The 21917-nt window shown below is 58.3% G+C and carries 4 protein-coding genes; all 4 read left to right on the top strand.

Translation table 11 applies throughout. From position 1 onward, the window contains the following. Nucleotides 1–5: 5 nt before the first annotated feature. Nucleotides 6–13628 (top strand): beta strand repeat-containing protein, encoded by a 13623-nt coding sequence (locus WH277_RS21135; protein ID WP_339507058.1) that lies wholly within the window; start codon nt 6–8, stop codon nt 13626–13628. Next, nucleotides 13629–17651, top strand: a complete 4023-nt coding sequence (locus WH277_RS21130; protein ID WP_339507056.1) for a beta strand repeat-containing protein — start codon at nt 13629–13631, stop codon at nt 17649–17651. It begins immediately after the preceding gene. Nucleotides 17652–18098: 447 nt separating this feature from the next. Further along, complete coding sequence (locus WH277_RS21125; RefSeq protein WP_339506781.1) at nt 18099–20486, top strand: BapA prefix-like domain-containing protein; 2388 nt, start codon at nt 18099–18101, stop codon at nt 20484–20486. Nucleotides 20487–20552: 66 nt separating this feature from the next. After that, nucleotides 20553–21902, top strand: a complete 1350-nt coding sequence (locus WH277_RS21120) for a TolC family outer membrane protein (RefSeq protein ID WP_133841429.1) — start codon at nt 20553–20555, stop codon at nt 21900–21902. Nucleotides 21903–21917: the final 15 nt, after the last annotated feature.

Here is a 21917-nt window from a genome sequence, read left to right as displayed (position 1 = left end):
CTCAGCTGTTAAGCGGTACTACCACCAACGTACAAGCCGGACAAACGGTGGTGATCGTGCTGAACGGCGTCACCTATAATGCGACGGTGCAGGCGAATGGTAGCTGGAGTGTGGCGGTTCCGGTTTCGGCCTTAGAAGCGCTGTCGAACGGTTCGGCGACCATTTCAGCCTCGGTGACTAACATCGCCGGCCAGTCTGCCAACGATACGCATAACTTTACTGTTGAAGTCTCTCCGGCGGCAAACGTGCCTCAGATTGCCATTGCTATTTTTGCCGGTAACGATGTGCTCGATGGCGCGGAAAAACTGACCTCACAAACCCTGAGCGGTACGACCGTTAACGTGCAACAGGGGCAAACCGTTACCGTTACGCTGAACGGAAAAACCTACACCGGAACGGTTGATGCTGACGGCGTATGGAGCGTGTCGGTGCCGGCGGCCGATCTTGCGCTGTTGTCCACCGGCAGTGCGACTATTTCTGCCAGCGTGAGCAATACGGGCGGCACGTCTGCCAGCGCCACTCACAATTTCAACGTGCAGGAAAGCACCACCCCAAGCGTCAGCATTACCTCGCCAGTCAGTGACGATGGCTATCTCAGTGCGACTGAAGCACAGGGCACGCTCACCCTGAGCGGGTCCGCGAGTGGCGTACCGGTGGGCACTGCCGTGTCTGTAACCCTGGGGGGGGTAAGTTATCCCGCTGTCACTCAGGCAGGCGGCAGCTGGACGGTAACGGTGCCGTCAGCCGACCTGCAACAGCTTCCGCAGGGCTCGAATCTGATTGTTGCCAGCATTACGCTGCCTAATGGCACCCTCATTGAAAACAGCACCACTGTCTCGGTGGATGTGATCACCACTGCGCCAGTCGTGCAGGTCGATCTGCCGTTTGTCGATGGTGTGTTAAGCGGCACGGAAATCGGTCAGCCGCAGACTGTGACCGGGACGACCGGCGTGACGGGCCCTAATCAGACGGTTTCCATCGATTTTAACGGTGAGAAATACCCCGGTACGGTCAATAACGACGGGAGCTGGAGTGTCACTATTCCGGCGGGTTCAGTGACCGATCCAACGCAAGGGACATTACCTCTGGTGGTGAATATCACCGATCCGGCGGGTAACACGGGCAGCAGCACAGTTGAGGTGACGGTGGATAATACGCCTCCGGTTGTCACTGTCGCGCCGTTTGACAGTGCGCTGAATGCCACTGACATCACGCAACCGCTGACAATCACTGGTAGCAGCGTTGGCGGTCAATCGGTGACCGTCTCTCTGGATGGTCAGACGTATACCGCTTCAGTGAATCCCGACGGTAGCTGGAGTGTGAACATTCCGGCTTCGGCGTTACAACAGCTCGATCAGGGGAGTAGCGACCTGGTTGTCACCTCTACCGACAAATACGGTAATACCTCGGCTGAAACCACCCTCCCGCTGAGTGTGGATACCGTGGCACCGACGGGCGTTACGCTGACGCCTGTCACTGATAATGGCGATAACTACGTTTCCGCTGATGAACTGGGCACCCTGACTATCAGCGGGACGGCGGAATCGGGCAGTATCATTCGCGTCTTCATCGGTGACCGGGAGCTGAGCCTGACCGGCAATGCGAATGGCAATAACGAATGGAGCATCGTGGTTTCTGACGCCGACAAGGCCGCTCTGGCCGACGGCAGTTACCCAATAAGAGTGGAAGCGTCCGATGCGGCAGGCAACGTGACGACGGCATACGGGAATGTCACTCTGGCCGTTGAACCGGGCAGCCAGCCGTTGATCGAGGTGAATACCTTTGCCGGAGACAACGTTCTGCAAAATGCCGAACTGGGTGTGGATCAGGAATTGAGTGGCCGGGTGCTCAATGTTGAACAGGGCCAGCCCCTGATTGTCACGTTCAACGGCGAGCCATACCCGACGACCGTGCTGGCGGGGGGATTATGGCATGTCACCATTCCTGCCGATGCACTGGCAGGCCTGACTAACGGCCAATTTGTGAATTACGGTGTGTCCGTGTCCAATGCTGCCGGCGTCACCGCCCTGTTTGGCGGCAATTATCCCGTGATTAACGATCCGTTAGCCGTGACGCTGGCGATTGCGCCGGTTGGTGGCGATAACTGGATCAACGCGTCGGAAGCCGGGTCACCGGTGACCGTCAGCGGCAGTAGTCAGGGCGTGCCGCAGGGCACCCTGCTCACCGTGACGTTTAACGATAAATCCTACACTGCCACCGTGGGTGCAGACGGTAAATGGACCACTGAAATTCCGCCTGCTGACTTCGTTGGGGTCGCTAACAATACTTATGACATTAAGGTCGAAGTTGCCACCGATCCTGGCATCAGCGCCACGCTGAACATTGGAGTGCAGGCCAACTTCCCGGACAATGTCACTGTCAACGCTGCCTTTGGTGGCGACAATATCCTTAATCTAACCGAATCAGCCACACCGCAGACGATCACCGGTAACACCGGATTGACACTGCCGGATCAGACGGTGACCGTTGAGATAAACGGCACCTCCTATAACGCCACGGTGAATCCTGCTACGGGCGCCTGGAGTGTTAACTTACTCCCTGCTGATCTAGCGTTGCTGCAGCAGGGCAGCAACAATGTGATCGTGACGGTGCGCGATGCCGCAGGAAATGAAGTTATCCATAATGCCAGCGTCAGCGTGGACACACTCGCGCCAGACCTGAATGTCGGCGCGGTAGCGGGGGACGGGGTGATCAACCGCACCGAACAGGGTCAGCCGCTGCCGCTTTCCGGGACAGCAGACCCGTTAAGTACCATTACGGTGGTACTCAACGGCGTGACTTACCGCACTGCCGCCGATGCAGATGGCAACTGGAGCGTCAATATTGCGCCATCGACGCTGCAAACGCTTGCCGATGGTAAATATGATATCAGCGTCACGGCTCGCGACAGCGGCGGCAATGAAACGACGACGCTGACCCCGGTCACCCTCGATACGGCTTCACCGTCTGTGACGGTTGCACCGGTTTCTGGCGACGGCTATCTCAATGCGCTGGAACACAATGCAGCGCTGGCCATTACCGGTACCACTGAGCCGGGTGCGACGGTGGTGGTGAGCGTCAATGGCGTTGATTACCCCGCCACGGTGGATGCTGGCGGTAACTGGACCGCAACCCTTCCCGCGAACGTCGTTACCGGCCTGGCCGACAATACCTACACCGTGACTGCGACGGCCACCGACCCCCTGGGCAACAGCGGCAGCAGCAGCCAGCCGCTAACGGTGATCGCGGGCAGCGGTTCACTGCCGAGCGTCACTGTCGGTGCGTTTGCGGGCGATGATATTCTTGATGGCGCGGAAAAAGGGCTGTCTCAGTTTGTTACCGGGAATACCGTCAATGTCCAGGCGGGCCAGACGGTCACCGTCAGCCTGAACGGTAACCAGTACACCGGCCTGGTACAGTCAGATGGTAGCTGGAGCGTGCTGATCCCTGCCGCGGCGCTGCATAATCTGGCCAATGGCACCGACAATTATACCGTCAGCGTCAGCGATGTGGCCGGAAACCCGGCGACGACCAATGGCAGCTTCACCGTTGATAACACCTTCAGCGCCATCGCCATTGGCGTGATCAGCGACGACAACACGCTGAACGCCGCTGAGGCACTGTTACCGCTCTCGATCCACGGTTTCAGCCGCTTTGTGGCCTCAGGCAGCTCGGTATCGGTGTCGTTCCGCGGAAAATCCTATCTCACCACTACCAACAGCGATGGCAGCTGGACGGTGACGGTTCCACCAGCAGACCTGACGAATCTGACCAATACCACGCTGACAGTCACTGCCAGCACCGTTGATATCAATGGCAATACCATCACCGTTGAGCATTCGCTTAACAGTGAAGTGCTGCCGGGCTTCCTGCCAGAGATCAACCCACTGTTTGGTGATGATTATCTTAATGCCACGGAGGCGGGCAGTGCCCAGACAATAAGCGGTTCATCGGGCGTTGAAGGTGCGGGCCAGACGGTGAAAGTGCTGATTGGCGGGATCACCTATACCGGAACGGTGGATGCGCAGGGTAACTGGAGCGTGTCGGTGCCGTCTGCCACGCTGCAAAACCTGCCGCAGGGAGAAAATACCTTATCCGTGACGCTGGGCGATGGTGCGGGTAACAGCGTTAACGTGAATACCGACTTTATCGTGGATACCGTCGCGCCAGTGGTGACGCTGGATGCGGTGGCGGCAGATAACCGCATTAACCTTGAAGAACAGAACGACATACAGACCATCGGTGGGTCAGGTACGCAGGGTGACCGTATCAGTGTCACACTGAACAACCAGACGTATGACGTTGTCGTGGATGGCACCGGGCACTGGGAGATCGAGCTGCCGGTTAACGCGCTGAAAGCGCTGACCAACGGCAGCTATGACCTCAAGGTGACCAGCACCGACGATGCGGGCAACGTGACCACCGTGGTGCGTACCATTGAGGTGGATATCACTCCGCCGCCAGTGACCGTCAATGCGGTTTCCGGGGGCTATATCAATGCGGCAGAGTCTATTCAGCCGCTGACGGTGACCGGCACCGGGGAAGCCGGCAATGTTATCCGCGTGGAACTGGCGGGAACCACGGTTACTACCGTGGTCGGTGCAGACGGGTCCTGGTCTGCCCTGATCCCGGGCAACGTGGTGGCCGGGGTGACTGATGGTGACTATACGCTCTCGGTAACGGCCGTTGATCCGGCGGGCAACACGACTATCACCAGCACCCCGCTGGTCGTGGATACCGGTGTACCGTCCATTGTTGTCAACAATGTCACGCCGAATAACAGTATTGATGGCGCTGAACAGCAGGTGGACCAGATTATCACCGGTACGGCTTCGAATGTGGAAGCCGGTCAGACCCTGACGCTAACGCTGAGTGGCAATGGCGCGACGTACACCACCACCGCCCTCATTCAGTCCGGCGGCGGCTGGCAGGCCAATCTGCCGACAGAGGTGCTGGAGGGGCTGGCGAACGGATCGTACACCCTGACCGCCAGTGTCACCGACAAAGCGGGTAATACCGGCACCACGGATAAAACCTTCAACGTCGATGACACGCAGCCCGCGATTGCCGTCAGCCCGATCAGTGACGATGGCTACCTCAACTTCGCTGAGTCTCAGGCGGCAGAGGGACTGGATATCATTCTGACCACGCTGAATGTTCCTGCTGACAGCAGAGTGACCTTTAGCTTTAATGGCCTCCCTTATGATGGTTTATTGCAGCCGAACGGAACCTGGCTGGTCAACATTCCGCGTGCTGACGTGGGAGCGTTGACCAATGGCACCGTGACGGGGGTCGCGACCGTTTATGACAGCAGTGATAACCCACTGGCCACCAGCAACGCCTCGCTGATTGTGCACGTCACCAACCTGCCGAACCCAACGCTGGATACGCCGTTTGGCGATAATACGCTCACCAATGCTGAAGCACTTATCGGGCAGACCCTGACGGGCACCACCGGGGAACTGGGCGACGGTCAAAGAGTGATCATTAACATCGGCAACAGTGCGTTTGAGGCCACCGTTAACAGCTCCGGCGTCTGGACTCTGGTGCTGACCACGCAGCAGTTACTGGATTTGGATCCGAAGGGGGCGTCTTCCATTCTGGTTACGGCGATTGATGTGGCCGGGAACAGCGCCGAAGCCGGGCCGTCATCCGTCACGATTGCCACCGATCTGCCTTCTCTGACGCTGGGTACTATCGCCGAAGATGGCATTATCAATGCCACCGAACAACAGGCGCCGCTGGTGATTGAAGGCACCACCGCTGCGGGTAATACCGTGGTGATCACGCTGGAGGGTAAAACCTATAACGCGGTATTCGGCAACAATGGCAGCTGGACGGTAACCATCCCACCTGCTGACCTGGCCCTGCTGCAAGACGGTGGCTACGATGTCACTGTTACCGTCACCGATCCGGCAGGCAACAAAACGGTGGATACTGAGGTGGTGATTGTTGATACCGCCGCGCCAACGTACACCCTCGATCCGATCGGCGGTGACGGCATCATCGATCGTGTTGAAGTGACGCAGCCACTGGATATCACCGGTAGTGGCACCATTGGGGACAGCGTCAGCGTCACCCTTGGCGGCACCACGCTGGATACCACGGTAGGCAGTGACGGCAAGTGGTCGGTCACCTTCCCGGTGACCACGCTCGATAATCTCGATCAGGGGCAGAACCCGGTCACCATTGTGGTCACCAATCCGGAAGGCAACAGCGTGACGCAGAACACCTCGGTGATTCTGGATACCGCTGTTTCCAACGCGCTGCTGGTGAATCCGGTCGCGGGTGACGATGTGGTTAATGCACTGGAAGCGGCCGCAGGTCTGACCGTTACCGGTAGCGTACCGGACGGCACCACCAGCGTGGTGGTCACCTTTAATAACCAGTCTTATAACGCCACCGTCGGGCCTGATGGTCTGTGGAGCGCCACCATTCCGTCCACGGCCCTCGCCGGGCTGGCCGACACGGGTTATACCGTGACGGTGGTTGCAACACCATCGGTCGGTGACAGCGTGACGGTCACACGTCCGATTGTGCTGGACACCACGCCACCTGATTTTGTGATCACTCCGGTATCTGATGGCTATCTGAATGGCACTGAGCTGGCGCAACCTCTGGCGATCACGGGGACCGGTACGCCTGGCGACAGCGTGCGCGTCACGTTGAACGGCAAGGTTTATCTGACCACCGTGGGCAATGACAACAGCTGGGCGGTGAGCGTGCCGACCGGCGATCTGGCGGGCCTGAACAGCGGTACCAACACCGTCAGCGTGGTAGTGAAAGATCCGGCAGGCAACACCTCAACCAGCAGCAGCAATTTCACTGTTGACACTATTGCACCGTCGTTGGCGCTGGATCCTGTCACCGGCGACAATATTATCAACGCCAGCGAGCAGCAAAATGGTATCGCCATCAGCGGTACGGGTGAAAATGGCGCAGCCATTGTGGTGACGCTGAATGGCAAAACTTACGAGACCACCGTTGGGGTTAACGGGCTGTGGTCGGTAGAGGTGAATGCAACTGACCTCGGCGCTCTCACGGGCAGCAGCTACCCGGTCAGCGTTACGGAAACCGATCTGGCCGGCAACAAAACTACCCAGACGACCACGGTGCAGATCAATACCTCGCAACCGACGATTACGGTTGATCCGTTTACCGGCAACGATATTGTTGATGGGGCAGAGCAGCATGTCAGCCAGAAACTGACCGGGACCACTACCAACGTGGAAGAAGGTCAACTCGTTACCCTCGCGCTGAACGGCGTCACTTACAGTGGCGTGGTACAGGCGAGCGGCGCATGGAGCATTACGCTTCCCGCGACGGCGCTGGAAGCCTTAAGCAACGGACAGCAAACCTATGTGGTTTCTGTCAGCAACAGTGCCAATACAGCGATTGAACAAACCGGAAGCTTTGAGGTGAACAACCTGCTTTCGGGCCTGGCAATCAATCCGATCAGCGGTGATGGTTTCCTCAATGCGCAGGAGGCGGCTCAGCCGCTGGAAATCAGCGGTACTTCAGCTAACTTCACGGTCGGTACTCTGCTGACGGTCAGCGTGGGTGGCAGCGACTTCCCGGTCACCGTTGGCGCAAATGGTCAGTGGACATTAACCTTGCAACCGGGGGCTATCCCCTTAGTGGATGGGCCGCTGACGGTAACCGTGAGCGGTACTGATGCGGCAGGTTCGGCAGTGACCAGCAGCAGCTCGCTGGATGTTCACGTGACGAATCTCCCCAACGTGGTGGTTGATGCACCGTTCGGTGATAGCGTCCTGAATGCGACAGAGGCAGGCAGTACGCAAACCCTGACCGGCTCAACCGGTATCTCTGGCGACGGTCAGACGGTCACCATCACACTGGCAGGTATCACTTATACCGGCACGGTTGACGGTAACGGCAACTGGAGCGTGGCAATCCCGGGAACGGTACTGGCGGGATTACCGCAGGATACCAACAACATCACGGTGCTGGTCAACGATGCTGCGGGTAATCCGTCAGAACTCACCGTACCGTTTAACGTTGATACCCTGGCGCCGGCGGTCACCGTTGATGTGATAGCGGGTGACGGGGTGCTGAATGCCGCAGAGCGGGGCGCCGACCTGGCGGTTTCAGGAACGGGTGAAAATGGCAGCAGCATCGTCGTGACGCTGAACGGCGTCACCTATCCGCCGGTGGTGGTGAGCGGCGGAATCTGGACGGTAAACGTTCCGGCGGAAGATTTACAGGCTATTCCGGACGGCAGCTACGCGGTGAGTGTGACGGCGACGGATGCGGCGCAGAACAGCAGTGCCCCTGTCACCAGCACGCTGGTGGTGAAAGCGGATGTGGCGGATCTCCCCACGATTACGATTAATACCTTTGCCGGCAACAATATCGTTGATGGTGCTGAACAGCAGAGCAGTCAGTTGTTGTCCGGTACAACGACAAATGTCGAGCAGGGACAGACGGTGACCGTCACCCTGGGTTCGCAGGTCTATAACCCGGTTGTACAGTCAGATGGCAGCTGGAGCATCAGCATTCCGTCCGGTACCTTGCAGAACGGCACACCAACCATTACTGCCGCGGTGAGTGATGCTGCGGGCAACCCAGCCAGCAACACTCTCACTATCACGGTGAACACCCTTGCCTCGGGGATCAGTATCGATCCGATCAGCGACGGTTATCTCAGTGCCGATGAGGCTCAGCAGTCGCTGATCGTTACCGGTCATACCGCCAACGTGGCGACGGGCACCCCGGTGTCAGTATTGATTAATGGTCAGACCTTTACGGTGAACGTGGGTGCCGGTGGTGTGTGGAGTGCGCTGGTACCGGCAAGTGCGCTGGCGGGCCTGGCTGACGGCCAAACCATTGTTTCTGCCAGTACGCTGGATGCCAACGGTAATCCGGTTGCCAGTAACGCCACGCTGAACGTGGTTGTCCATAATCTGCCGCAAATCAGCGTCGATATCCCGTTTGGCGATGGTGTATTGAATGCCAGCGAAGCGGCACTGGGGCAGACGCTGTATGGCACCACGGGTGTGGCGGGGGCAGGACAAACGGTCTCCGTGCTTATCGGCACCACCACCTATACCGGCACGGTGGATACTAACGGTAACTGGAGCATTCCTTTGCCGTCAGCAGTCTTGCAAGGTCTGCCGCAGACAGGGGCAGATCTGGCCGTTACGGTCACGGATGTGGCAGGCAACAGCAGTAGCCAGACGGTGACGGTCGGTGTGGATACGGTCGCACCAACGATTACGCTGGATCCGATCGCCACTGACGGTGTGATCAACGCTACTGAAGCCGCGCAGGGCGTCACCATCAGCGGGGGCAGTACCGGGGCGCAGGAAGGCCAGACAGTCAGCGTGGTGTTCAATGGACAGACATACACTACCACCGTCGATGATCAGGGAAACTGGAACCTGACTATTTCGGCCGATGCCCTGACCGGTGTGGCCAACGGCAGCTATACGCTGACGGCCACCGTGACGGATGCCGCAGGTAACAGCAGCCCTGTCAGCACCAACGTGACGCTGGCTACCGGCGCACTGCAGCCAACGATTAACCTCCCGTTTGGCGATGGTTATCTCAACAATAGCGAAGCGACTGATCCTGCCGGGCAGTCCCTCACGGGCACCACTGGTGCGATCGGTGCCGGGCAGACGGTGATTGTTACCATCGGCAGCCAGGCGTTCCCTGTTACGGCAGACATTAACGGTAACTGGACGCTACCCCTGAGTACCACACAGTTGCAGGCCCTCGGCGAGGGCAGCCTGCCCATCAGCGTGGACGTGACCAATGCGCAGGGCAACACGGGCAGCATCAGCAGTTCCGTTATCGTTGATCGGACTGCGCCAACGCTGAGCCTGGATCCGGTTGCCGGTGATAACGTGATTAACGGCACTGAAATTCTGCAAACCGTGACCATCAGCGGCACGGCATCGCCGGATGAAGCAGGTCAGCAGGTGAGCATCACCTTTAACGGTAACCAGCCTGCTTATATTGCGATTGTGCAGGAGGATGGTAGCTGGCGCTTTGATCTGCCGGGGAGTGCGACGCAGAACCTGGCCGACAATAGTTATACTGTGACCGCCACGCTGACCGACAAAGCGGGTAACACCTCATTGGTGGCCACGGAAACCGTCGAAGTGAGGGCAGAAGCCGGCGATCTGCCGCTGATTACCATTGATGCGATCACCGGTGATGACTATCTCAACACCAGTGAAGTGGGTCAGGCACTGCAGTTAAGCGGTACCACCACCAATGTGACCGATGGCCAGATGGTGGAGATTACCTTTAACGGGCAGACGTTTTACGCTGAGGTTAACGGCGGAGTATGGAGTTACCTGGTACCGGATACGGCAGTGGGAAGCATTGCGGATGGTCCGCAGCAGGTGAGTGTCTCGGTCAACGATATCTACGGTAACGTGGGCGATGATACCCGTGACTTTACCGTGATTGCGCGTGGTGACGATCTGCCTTCCATTACCATCAACCCGGTCACCAGTGATGACATGGTGAACTACAACGAGTCACGCGACCCGAATGGCGTCATCATCACCGGTAGCAGCCAGCATATTCCGGAAGGTGACACCATTACCGTGCGCGTTAATGGTAAAGACTATCCGGCAACCGTGGACAGCGACGGTAACTGGACAGCGACGATCCCGCAGACTGATGCGCAAAATCTGCCGCAGAACAGCAATGCCATTACTGCCAGCGGTAACGACGTTGCAGGCAATACCGCGACGGCCAATGAGAGCTTTACCGTTCATACTCAACCGCCACTGCTGGAAATCGACGCCAACCTGGTGACGGACGGTGTGCTCAGCCTGGCGGATGCTCTGACGGGGCTGGTGTTGTCAGGCAATACAGCGCCGAATCTCAACGTTGAGATCACCCTTGGGACCAATGTCTACAGCGTGCTCTCCGATAACCTGGGCAACTGGAGTACCACCATTCCAAGTGCTGATTTGCTGGCATTGGTCGACGGTGATCTGGGGCTCAGTGTCTCCGTCAAGGATGCGTACGGTAACACCACGGAGCAAATTCTCGACGTCAACGTGGCGGTGAACGCCCTCACGGAACTGACCCTGGAGACGCCATTCGTTGATGGCTTCCTTAACAGTACCGAAGTTTTAGTTGATCAGACGATCCGGGGCACGGTGGATAATCTGCCGAACGGTGCCAGCCTGGTGGTGACTGTCGGGACACAGACTTACTCCCCTGTGGTTCTGGATGGTCTGGGGGGATGGTCGGTGACTATCCCGGCCGCCGATCTGGCCGCGATGGGCAATGGGGTTATTCAGGTCAGTGTATCAACAGTGGATGCGGTGAACCCGGTGAGCGTATCGGCCGATGTCGAGCTGATACTGACCAATACGCTGAACCCGGTGATCAACCAGCCGTTTGTTGATGGTCTGCTGGATGTGGCCGAAGCCGCAGTGTCGCAGACGCTGACGGGCACGACTGGTGTGATTGGTGCAGGGCAGACTATCGTACTGACGATTAACGGCAACGTCTATGCCGCCAGTGTTGATGCCAACGGTGTCTGGACGGCCAACTTAACCCCGACACAGCTGCTTGCTTTGGGCAACAGCACGGGGGCAGGCCATGAGATTGTGATTGTGGTCGGCGATGCGGCGGGTAATACGGCATCAACCTCGCTGGACTTCCCCGCCATTGTCACCGGATTACCGACGGTCACCCTCGATCCGCTGTCGCTGGCGGGTAACGGTATTCTGACACTGAATGAAGTCGCTGGCGGGATCACGTTGGGGGGGAATGTGACCTTTAATGGTGATGCGGCTAACACCCATGTCATTGTCAATGTGAACGGTACGCCGATTGAGGCCACCATCAACGGTGATGGCACCTGGAGTCTGCCGCTGTCGGGTGGCGTATTAGCCACGCTGCCGGACGGCAACTGGCCAATTACGGTGACGGTGACGGATGGCGTGGGCAACGTGGGGCTCCCGGCAGATGCATCGCTGACCGTGGCGATTAACGATGTGCCCGTTCCGACCATTACCACCCCGTTCGTTGATGGCCTGCTAAGCATTGCAGAAGCTGGCGTGGACCAGGTGTTAAGGGGATCGACGGGGGTATTGGGTACGGGTCAGACGGTCACTGTCAGTATTGACGGCGCGGCAGCCGTGCCTGCCGTCGTTAATGCCAATGGTAGCTGGTCGTTGGATCTCAGCACCGGCCTGTTGTCTGGTCTGGCCAACGGTGAACACACCATTACCGTGGTGGCGACTGACGCCTACGGCAATGAGGCGGAGGTCGATGGCAGCTTTGATGCGCTGCTGACCCTGCCAATACCGACCATTACTAACCCGTTCGGCACCGGGCTGGGCATTGATGAGGCGGCGGGAGCGATCACCATTACGGGTAACACCGGCATTCCGGTGGTGGCTGGGCAGGATCAGAGCGTCACGCTGAAAGTCGATGTGAATGGCGTGGTCTACGATGCGACGGTGGTAGGGAATATCTGGACGGTGGAACTGCCTCCGGGTGCGCTTAACGGCCTGAGCAACACAACACACCAGGTGATCGTCACCGTCATTGATGCTGCAGGCAACCCGGCAACGGAAACGCTCGACTTTAACGCCTATCTGACGGTGCCGCAGCCCACCATCGCGGTACCATTTGATAATGGCTATCTTAACGTTGATGCGCTGGCAGGGGCGGTACTGACCGGTACTACTGGCGCGGTCGGCGCGGGGCAGAGTGTGACCCTGACCTTTGGTGGCCTGGCGGCGATCCCTGCGACGGTCGTTAATCCTGATGGCACCTGGTCGCTAACGTTGTCTGCGGGCCAGATGGCCGATCTCGGAGGTCTGGGGCAAAATCTGCAAACCGTTAAGGTCACTGTGACCGACCCGGGGGGGAACACCAATACCCTCAATGAAGGCTTTATCATCGATACGACTGCGCCTGTGATTAACGGACTGACCTTCGCCGGCGATAATGTTCTCAACTACGTCGAAAGCCTGAATACGCAGACGTTGACCGGGATTTCCAATCCTGCTGATGCAGGGGCCACTGTGACACTTCAAATTGGTACTCAGACCTTAACCGGCCTGGTGGGTACCAACGGAGCATGGACGATTAATGTCGGGGTGACGGATCTCGCGGCACTGGTGACCGCAGGCGGTAATTACACGGTGTCCATTACCGACGTTGCGGGCAATACCACCAGCGTTAATGGTGCTGTTGGGTTAAACCTCAGCCCAACGCTTGACGGTTACATTACGCTGGCTCCTGTCAGCGGCGATAACATTATCAATGTGGCCGATGGCCCTAATACCCTTATCAGCGGGACGCTCAACAATGTCCCTCTGTCGCTGGGCGGGCAGATCACCATCACGGTGGGTGGCATTCTGGTCGATACCATTTCGGTCGATGCACTGCGCCTGAACAATGAGTTTACCTCCCAGACGCTGGTGAATGCGGACCTTCCGGCCGGTTCACAGCAGGTGGTGGTGACCTTTACGCCAACCGTTGGCGACCCTGTTGTCGCCAACACGACGGTTCTGATTGATATCACTGCGCCTACTGTGACGATCACGCAATTTGCCGGAGATAACATTCTCACCGTGGCGGAAGCGGCCACATCACAGACGATTACCGGTACCTCATCGTAAATTGGCAGCACGGTTTCTGTGACGCTGGGAACCAAAACCTACACCGCCGTGGTGCAGGCTGGCGGCGCCTGGACGGTGAACGTGCCGTCTGCCGATCTGCAAGGGCTGGCTCAGGATGTGACCAGCATCAGCGCCAGCGTGAAGGATGCGGCGGGTAATACCGGGTCTGCGGTACTTAACAATGTGATTGTGGATACTGTCGCGCCATCGTTGCTTAATGTAGACGCCTTGCTGGGTGATAACGTCATCAACGCGACTGAATCACTGCTGACGCAGACGCTGACGGGGACTGTGTCGGGAGCCGATGGTCAAAATATTTATGTTTACCTCGGTAACAGCACTGTTCCTCTGGCGCAGGCAACCGTCCTCAACGGTGCCTTTAACCTTGAGCTGACGCCGACGGCGATCGGCGCCCTGTTGCAGGGCGGTAACGTGCTGACGGTGAAAGTGGCGGATGACCATGGCAACCAGACCAGTGCCGCCATCACCATTAACAAAGTGTTCAACAGCCTGCTGGGGCTGACGGTTGATACCGTGTTTGGCGATCCTGCGGGCACCGGGGGTTACCTGAATGCGGTTGAGGCTGGCCTCAGTCAGCTGATCACCGGTACTGCGGTGTCCGCAGCGGGGGGATTAGTGTCACTCACGCTGCTCAGTGGTCAGGTCCTGACTGCCACTGTTGGTCAGGATGGCAAATGGTCTCTGGCAGTGCCGCCAGCGGCGCTGGCGACCTTGCAGGAAGGGGCCAATACGCTGAACCTGGTGGTGACTGACGTCGTCGGTAACGTTGCCAGCGCGACGACATCGGTCACCACGATTGTCAATAATCTGCCGGTGGTTAACACGCTCACCAACCTGTTTGGCGACAATAACGTGCTTAACCTGCTGGAAGCGCAGGCCGGACAGACCATCGGCGGCGAATTAAATGCGGTGGTCGGCTCGGTTGTTACGGTGACGCTGGGTGCCAGGGCTTATACCACCACCGTGCAGGCGGGCGGCGGCTGGAGCGTAGACCTCTCCGCCACCGATCTGCTGGCGCTCGGGAATGGCAATCTGTCGCTGGGGGTAAAAGTGGTCGACCCGGCGGGTAACGTTGCCAGTAATAGCACCAGCATCACTGTTGCGACGATTAAACCTGAGATTATCCTGAATCCGATCCTCGGTGACGGCTTACTGAATATTGCCGATTTGAGCAATGTCGCCAGTCAGCTGGTCAGCGGTACGGTGAAAAACGTGGCAGCCGGTACTATCATCAAAGTGATGATCGGAACAACTGAGGTGGACGCGACGGTTGATGCCACCGGTAAGTTCAGCGTTGGCCTCACTTTGCCTCAGTTGCAGGGGCTGCAGTCCGGTCTGCTGGATATCAGTGCATCGGTGAAAGACAGCCTGTCCGGTAATGAATCCACCCTTTCCGTTACGGGGGGACTGCAGGTCAGTCTGACTCCGCCAAGCCTGTCGTTGAACCAGACGCAGCTGTTCGGGGATGGCCTGCTGAATGCGGCGGATGCACTGGTTAATCAGCTGATCAGCGGCACCACCACGGCGGGGGCGCGTGTCGTGGTCACTGTTGGTGACAGCACTACGCCACTGCTCTCCGGCACGGCAGGGACTGACGGGGCCTTTAATCTGGCGCTGACGCCATCGGCGCTGGCGACCCTGTTAGACGGCGGTGTCACCCTTAAAGTGACCGTCACCGATACGGCGGGTAACAGCAGCAGCAGCACACTGGCGGGGACGGTGGGCATTCATGCTTTACCATCGGTCACCCTTAACCCGCTGTTTGGCGATGGGATATTAAGTGTGACAGAGGCCCTCTCTTCGTTAGGGCAGCTGTTAAGTGGTCATGTCAATAATGTCCCAACCGGTACCCTGGTCAGTATTAAAGTCGGTGGCCTGACTTTACAGGGGAGCACTGACTCCAACGGCAACTTCGGTGTGACACTCACATCGGCACAGTTACTGGGTCTGGCGACGGGGGGACTGACGGTGTCAGCAACCGTGACCGATGCGGTAGGCAATGTGGGCAGCAGCAGTGTCGGCGTCACCATCGGGGTGCATGTGGCACCGACGGTCACCGTAGGCACGCTGTTTGGTGATGGCGTCCTTAACGCCGCTGAGCTGGCGACAGCGCAGACCATCAGCGGTACCTCCACCAATGCGGTGGCGGGTTCAACGGTGAGCTTTACCCTGAATGGTATTGCTTACAGTACGACGGTGGGCAGTAACGGCAACTGGAGTATCAGCATTCCGAAAACTGCGCTGGCTGCCATACCAGACGGTCCGTTGACCATCACCGCCAATCTGGCTGACCCGTATGGCAATACCGCGTCCGGCAGCAACAGCGCCAGCGTGATTGCGCACAATACGCCGACCATCACCTTTGGCACGCTGTTTGGCGATGGGGCACTGAATGCGGTGGAAGCGCAGACGGCGCAAACCATCTCCGGTACGGCGTTTAATGCCGAAGGTTCGACCATTCTGGTTAACGTCGGGTCGAAGACCTACAGCACGGTGGTCGCCGCCAACGGCAGCTGGAGCGTTTCGGTGCCGTCGGTGGATCTGAAAGCATTGCCGGATAACACGGCGTCAATCAGCGCCAGTGTGATCAACGGGGCCGGTACCAGCAGCGGCACGATTACGGTTCCGGTGATTGTCGGTACTCACAGCACGCCGACGGTGACGTTGAGCAATACCGCGGGCTTCAGCGATGGTTACTTCAACCTTGCTGAATCCGGTACCGCACAAGTCATTACCGGGACGTCCACCAGTGCAGCGGGGGGCCGGGTCACTGTCAATATTGAAGGGATTTCATACACCGGCACGGTAGCCGCTAATGGGACCTGGAGTGTGACCATCCCGGCAGGAGGGCTGACCTCTCTGGCAGATGGGCAGCATACTGCGGCAATCACTGTTGCTGACCGCGCAGGTAACACCAGCAGCACCAGCGCCAGCTTCAACGCCGTGACGCAAAACCTGCCGGCGGTGAGCGTTGATGCGGTTGCCAGTCTGTTGAGTGTCTTGCTGACCGGGCTGACCATTTCAGGGGGAAGCCTGCGTCTGGCGACGGGGACCGCGGTGACGATCACGCTGTCGCAAAGCGGGCAAACCCAGACAATGACCACGACGGTGGGCGCTAATGGACGGTACAGTGCGAAGTTCGTCGGGGGGTTACTCAGCACGTTGGATCTCAGCTCGGTGGTCACAGTGACGGCGGTTGATGCCGCAGGTAACCCGGCGACCACCGTCACCACGCTGCTGTTGGGTTCAGTGTTGCCGCTAGCCACTACCGCCTCGGTGATGATGGCGGTGGCCTCCGATGAATCTCTGGCGTCGACGGATACGTCTTCAATCAGTGCGGCCAGCACCAGTGAAGAGAGCACCACCACTACCGTGCATACGGCAGCGCGTGTGGCCTCAACGCTGGTGACCGACAGCGATACCAGCAGCACCGACCATGCCACCTCCACGGCAGCGGCCAGCACCACGGCCAGCAGTGAAACAGTGGCATCGACGGCAACGGATGACGGCAGCTACACCATTGGCGGGGTCACCATTACGCTGGCGGATGGTCAGACCGTGCACGGCGAATCGGTGACGGGTAGCGTAGGTAATGACACCATCACGGTGAATTCGCTCGACTTTACGCATATTGATGGCGGCGCAGGGACGGATACCCTGGTACTGAACGGTGAACATATTGCGCTGGATCTCACCTCGCTCGGTCTGAAAGTCGAGCATGTGGAGATTATCGACCTTGGCACCTCGGGCAATAACAGTATTAAGCTGGACTTGAACGAAGCGCTGAATATTACCGATAAACAGAGCGATGACCTGCTGATCAAAGGGACGCTGGGTGACCAGGTGACGCTGGCCAATACCGATGGCGGCGTCTGGGCCACCACCGGGCAAAGGACGGTAGAAGGGCAGACCTTTGACGTTTATCACAACTCGGCGCTGTCGTCAGACAACACCCTGGGCGATGTGCTGATCCAGCATAATCTCCAGGTCCATGTCGTATAACGAAAAAATAATCCCAGCTCGGGTCGCATTCCCGCGCTGGGCGTCTAAAGTTAAGAGGAAGTGATAGATTGGTAGCGAAACAATCCAACAGCGGCTTCGGCCGCTGTTGTTCGTTGTGGACCTGAATAAACTAAGAAAGGTGTTTTTAAAGTGAGTAAGGCAAAAATAACAATAAGATATAAGGCCACTGGCGAAGTGTAATTCCAGATTTTGGCCAGTAGTAATGTGCTGATGACAAGGCTAACGTAGGCCGCGCCAGCGCTACTATAATAGCTATTTTAACCATTTTTCCTTGTATGGATTGCATTGTGATCCGTTGTACACCGGGTGACGCTCGGCGCTATTTTTGTAGCGCTGGCTGATGTTTTGCGTGAAAAAAACGGCCTCTGGCTGGGCTTTTCTTCGCAAACGCTTACTCACTTTACCGGGTACACAAGGGGAAACACCATGACTCAGCCTGCATCTGGCTTCGTCGATATACTCTCTCGCGATAGCGGAAAACTGCTGTCTCAGAGCCAGCCCCATACGTCTCAAACCGTGCGGCTTGATCAGCCTTCGCTGGTGAAAATTCACGCACCGACCACCTCCGTTGTTGAGTATCAACAGCAGGGCGACGATCTGATCCTTCACATGCGTGATGGCAGCACGGTGCGCTATCAGCATTTCTTCACGGCCACCGACGGCGAACAAAGTGAACTGCTGTTTGATGACGGGGTGAACCCGCCGCAGCATGCGCTGTTCAGCAGCGGGCTGAATACTACCGATGCCGCAACGCCGCTGACACCAACCTATCAGGCACTGGCCAGCGTTGATGCGCTGCTCGGCGCGCCCGCCGCAGCGGAGAGCAGTGGAACCCTGACGGCCGTTGGTCTGGGGCTACTCGGACTGGCCGGGGTCGGCGGTGGCGTGGCGCTGGCCAGCCATCACAGCAGCAACGATGACAGCAGCAGTCAGAGTGCGCCTGCCAGCGGCGGTGACACCCCGGTGGTTGTGCCACCGGAGAGCAGCACAGGAACGGGCGGCAGCCCGTCACTCACCGTGACCCCGCTGACGGGTGATGCGGTGATCAGTGCTGACGAGCGCCAGAGCGATCAAACCTTCAGCGGGACCTCCACCAATATTGCCGCAGGCAGCACCCTGACCGTCAGCCTGAATGCGCACACTTACAGCACGCAGATTGCCAGCGATGGCAGCTGGAGCGTCATCCTGCCTGCCGCAGATCTCCAGGCGCTGCCCGACGGCAGCAACACCATCAGTATCAGCTTCGTTAACGCCAGCGGCGGTACGTCGACCGCAAATAAAGTGATTACCGTTGAGCCGCTGACGCCCATCGGTGAGCCGCCGCATCCCACCCTCGACCTGCCGTTTGGCGATGGCATCCTGAACAGTGCCGAGCTGGCAACGCAGCAGACCCTGACCGGCAGCACGGGATCGACCGGCAGTGGGCAGAAGGTGGTGGTGACGATGGGTGAAGAAAACTACAACGCCACGGTGGACAACGACGGTAACTGGTCACTGAGTCCTGATTCGTACGCCCTGTATTTGATGGGCCAGGGGGAAAGCACCATTGTGGTCACCGCCACCGATGGCTGGGGCCAGCAGGGCAGCAGCAGCACGCCGATTGTTATCGACACCAGCGACCCACAAATCACCATGAATGAGATTTCGGGCGATGACGTGATTGATGCCAGTGAAAAGGGTGACGATTTGCTGATTAGCGGTTCGGCCTGGGGCGAAGCGGGACGGACCGTGGATGTGCTGTTCAATGAGCAAACCTGGCACGCGGTGGTGAGCAGCAGTGGCACATGGAATCTGGCTATCCCGGCCAGCGCGCTTCAGGGGCTGGACGATGGCGTCTATCGCGTGCAGGCCAGCCTGAGTGATGCCGCGGGTAACAGCACATCTACGGCGCACAACATCACCCTCGCAACCTCTGTTGATACCCTGCCGTCACTGAGCATTGACCCCATCTCCACCGATGATGCCGTCAACTACCGTGAAGGGATCTATGGGCTTGAAATGTGGGGCACCTCCAGCAACCTGCCTTCCGGCACGGTGGTTACACTGGATCTTGCGGGTAAAACCTATTATGGCAACGTCGCCAGCGACAATATCTGGCGCGTGTCGATCAATGACAGCGAACTGGCGGCGATCACCGACGGTAAATATACCTTTACCTTCAGCGCTACCGACCCCAATGGCAACAGCACCAGCGCCACCCGCGATGTCCTGTTGCTCAGTCATTACACCAGCAAAATTGGTTTCACCGTCGATGACGTCACCCCGGCGGACGTTAGCGTGGTTGACGGCCAGGAGTACGTCACCATTGGCGGCACCTTCGCCGATACCTTCCCCATTAACTTGATCAGCATCCGGGTGGATGACTATCCGTATTACAGCGCGACCCTGACGGAGGATCACCACTGGAGCATCACCGTGCCGCTGTCCGGTTCCAATGTGCATGACGGGCTGAATTATATCTATTTTGGTACCTCGGACGGTGCCGGTAACTGGGTTGAACAGTCTGACCAGATCCACGTTGATCTGGGGAATGCGACGGACAGCGGATCGCTGCAACTCGCCAGTCTGGGTCTGGCAACGCAGAGCGATGCGCTGGTGGCCGCGACAACGCAGGACGACCTCACCGCCGTTCAGTCACTGCTCCTGACCGGGGACAGCCCGGTGGCGCTCAGTACCACCGACAGTGGTGTCTGGTCACAGGTGTTACCGGGGGGCAGCAGCGAACCGATGTCGGATGTGTATCACGCTCCCCTTCAGGAAAGCACGCTGGCAGACGTGCTGACGCAGCATCAATTGCAGTTACAAACCGCTTAATTGGGGGCAGAAGAGGCGGGGTATTTCCCGCCTCTGGCCCGGAACATAATGATCACAGGTGTCTGGATGAAAAATAGGGTGATATTGCTGTGTTTCACAACCTGTCTGGTTGGGCAGAGCGCACTGGCGGCGAAAGAGGAACCTGTTGCGGCATTTAACTGGCGCGCAGCACCCACGGAAGAGCAGATTGCCAGCCTGACGCTGCGTGACGCTATCCTGCGAGCCTTTGCACGTAATCCCAAAATTTCTGAAGCCGCTGCACAGATCCGCGTCGGTGAGGCCGAGTTGGATGCGGCGAAAAGCGCCTGGTATCCCCAGGTGTCGCTGGCAGCCAGCGGCGGGCGATCGCACCAGACCGACTCCTCCGGCAGCCTGAATAACAGCGGTTCGGGTGGCATCACCCTCAGCCAGTTGCTGTATGACTTTGGCCGTACCGGGGGGGCAATCGACGAGCAGCACAAGCTGTCCGATGCCTACCGCTATGCGCTTTATGACACCATGACCACCGTGGCGCAGGACACCCTTCAGGCGTATCTGGCAGTGAAACGCTACCAGGCGCTGGTGGATGCCGCGCGTCTGAATATCGCGTCTTTGCAGCGTGTCAGGGACATGGCAAAACTGCGTGCAGATGCCGGGCTAAGTTCCCAGTCTGATGTCCTGCAGGCACAAACCCGCATTGCCGGTATGAACGCCAGCATGGAGCAGTATCGCGCACAGGCGCGATCGGCGCGTGCGCAGCTGACCGTGCTGACGGGCGTAACGTCTGAAAACCTGCCAGAACTGCCACAGGCGTTGCTGAACCAGCAGGTGACACTGGACAAAATCGCCTATGAGAAAAGCGCTGCCGTGCGCAGTGCGCAGGCGAAGCAAGAGGCGGCGCTGGAGCGTGTGCGCCAGGCCTCATCCAACCACTGGCCGACCATTAAAGTCCAGGCTGGCCGCACCCGTTATGAAAATGACAGCCGATCCTACTGGGATGACGAACTGCAATTGCAGGTAGAAGCGCCGCTGTATCAGGGCGGGCTGGTGAACGCCAAAACTCGTGCCGCTGAGGGCGATCGTGAAGCGGCTGAGGCCGCCATCCAGCAGTCAAAACTGCAAATCAACCAGAATGCCTCTACGGCCTATGCCGACATGATTGGCGCGCAACAGCGTAAAGAGGCCGGTGAGCAGCAGTTGAGCAGTGCAGATCATACCCGTGAGGTGTATGCCGATGAATACAAACTGAATAAGCGTAGCCTGAACGACCTGCTGAGTGTTGAGCAGGATGTCTTTCAGGCTGACAGCAGCCGCCTGACGGCGCTCTACGATGGCTGGGATGCCACGGTTCGTTATGCCGCAGCGGTGGATAATCTGCTGGATATTTTGGGCATTGACCGGGAAAAGAACAGTGGACAAACGCTGCCGTCGCTGTGATGCGGCGCTCGTAAG

It is taken from the genome of Erwinia sp. MYb416, assembly GCF_037479575.1.
Classification (GTDB): domain Bacteria; phylum Pseudomonadota; class Gammaproteobacteria; order Enterobacterales; family Enterobacteriaceae; genus Erwinia; species Erwinia rhapontici.
Note: the sequence above shows the minus strand (reverse complement) of the source record. Positions and strands in the feature narration are given on the sequence as shown.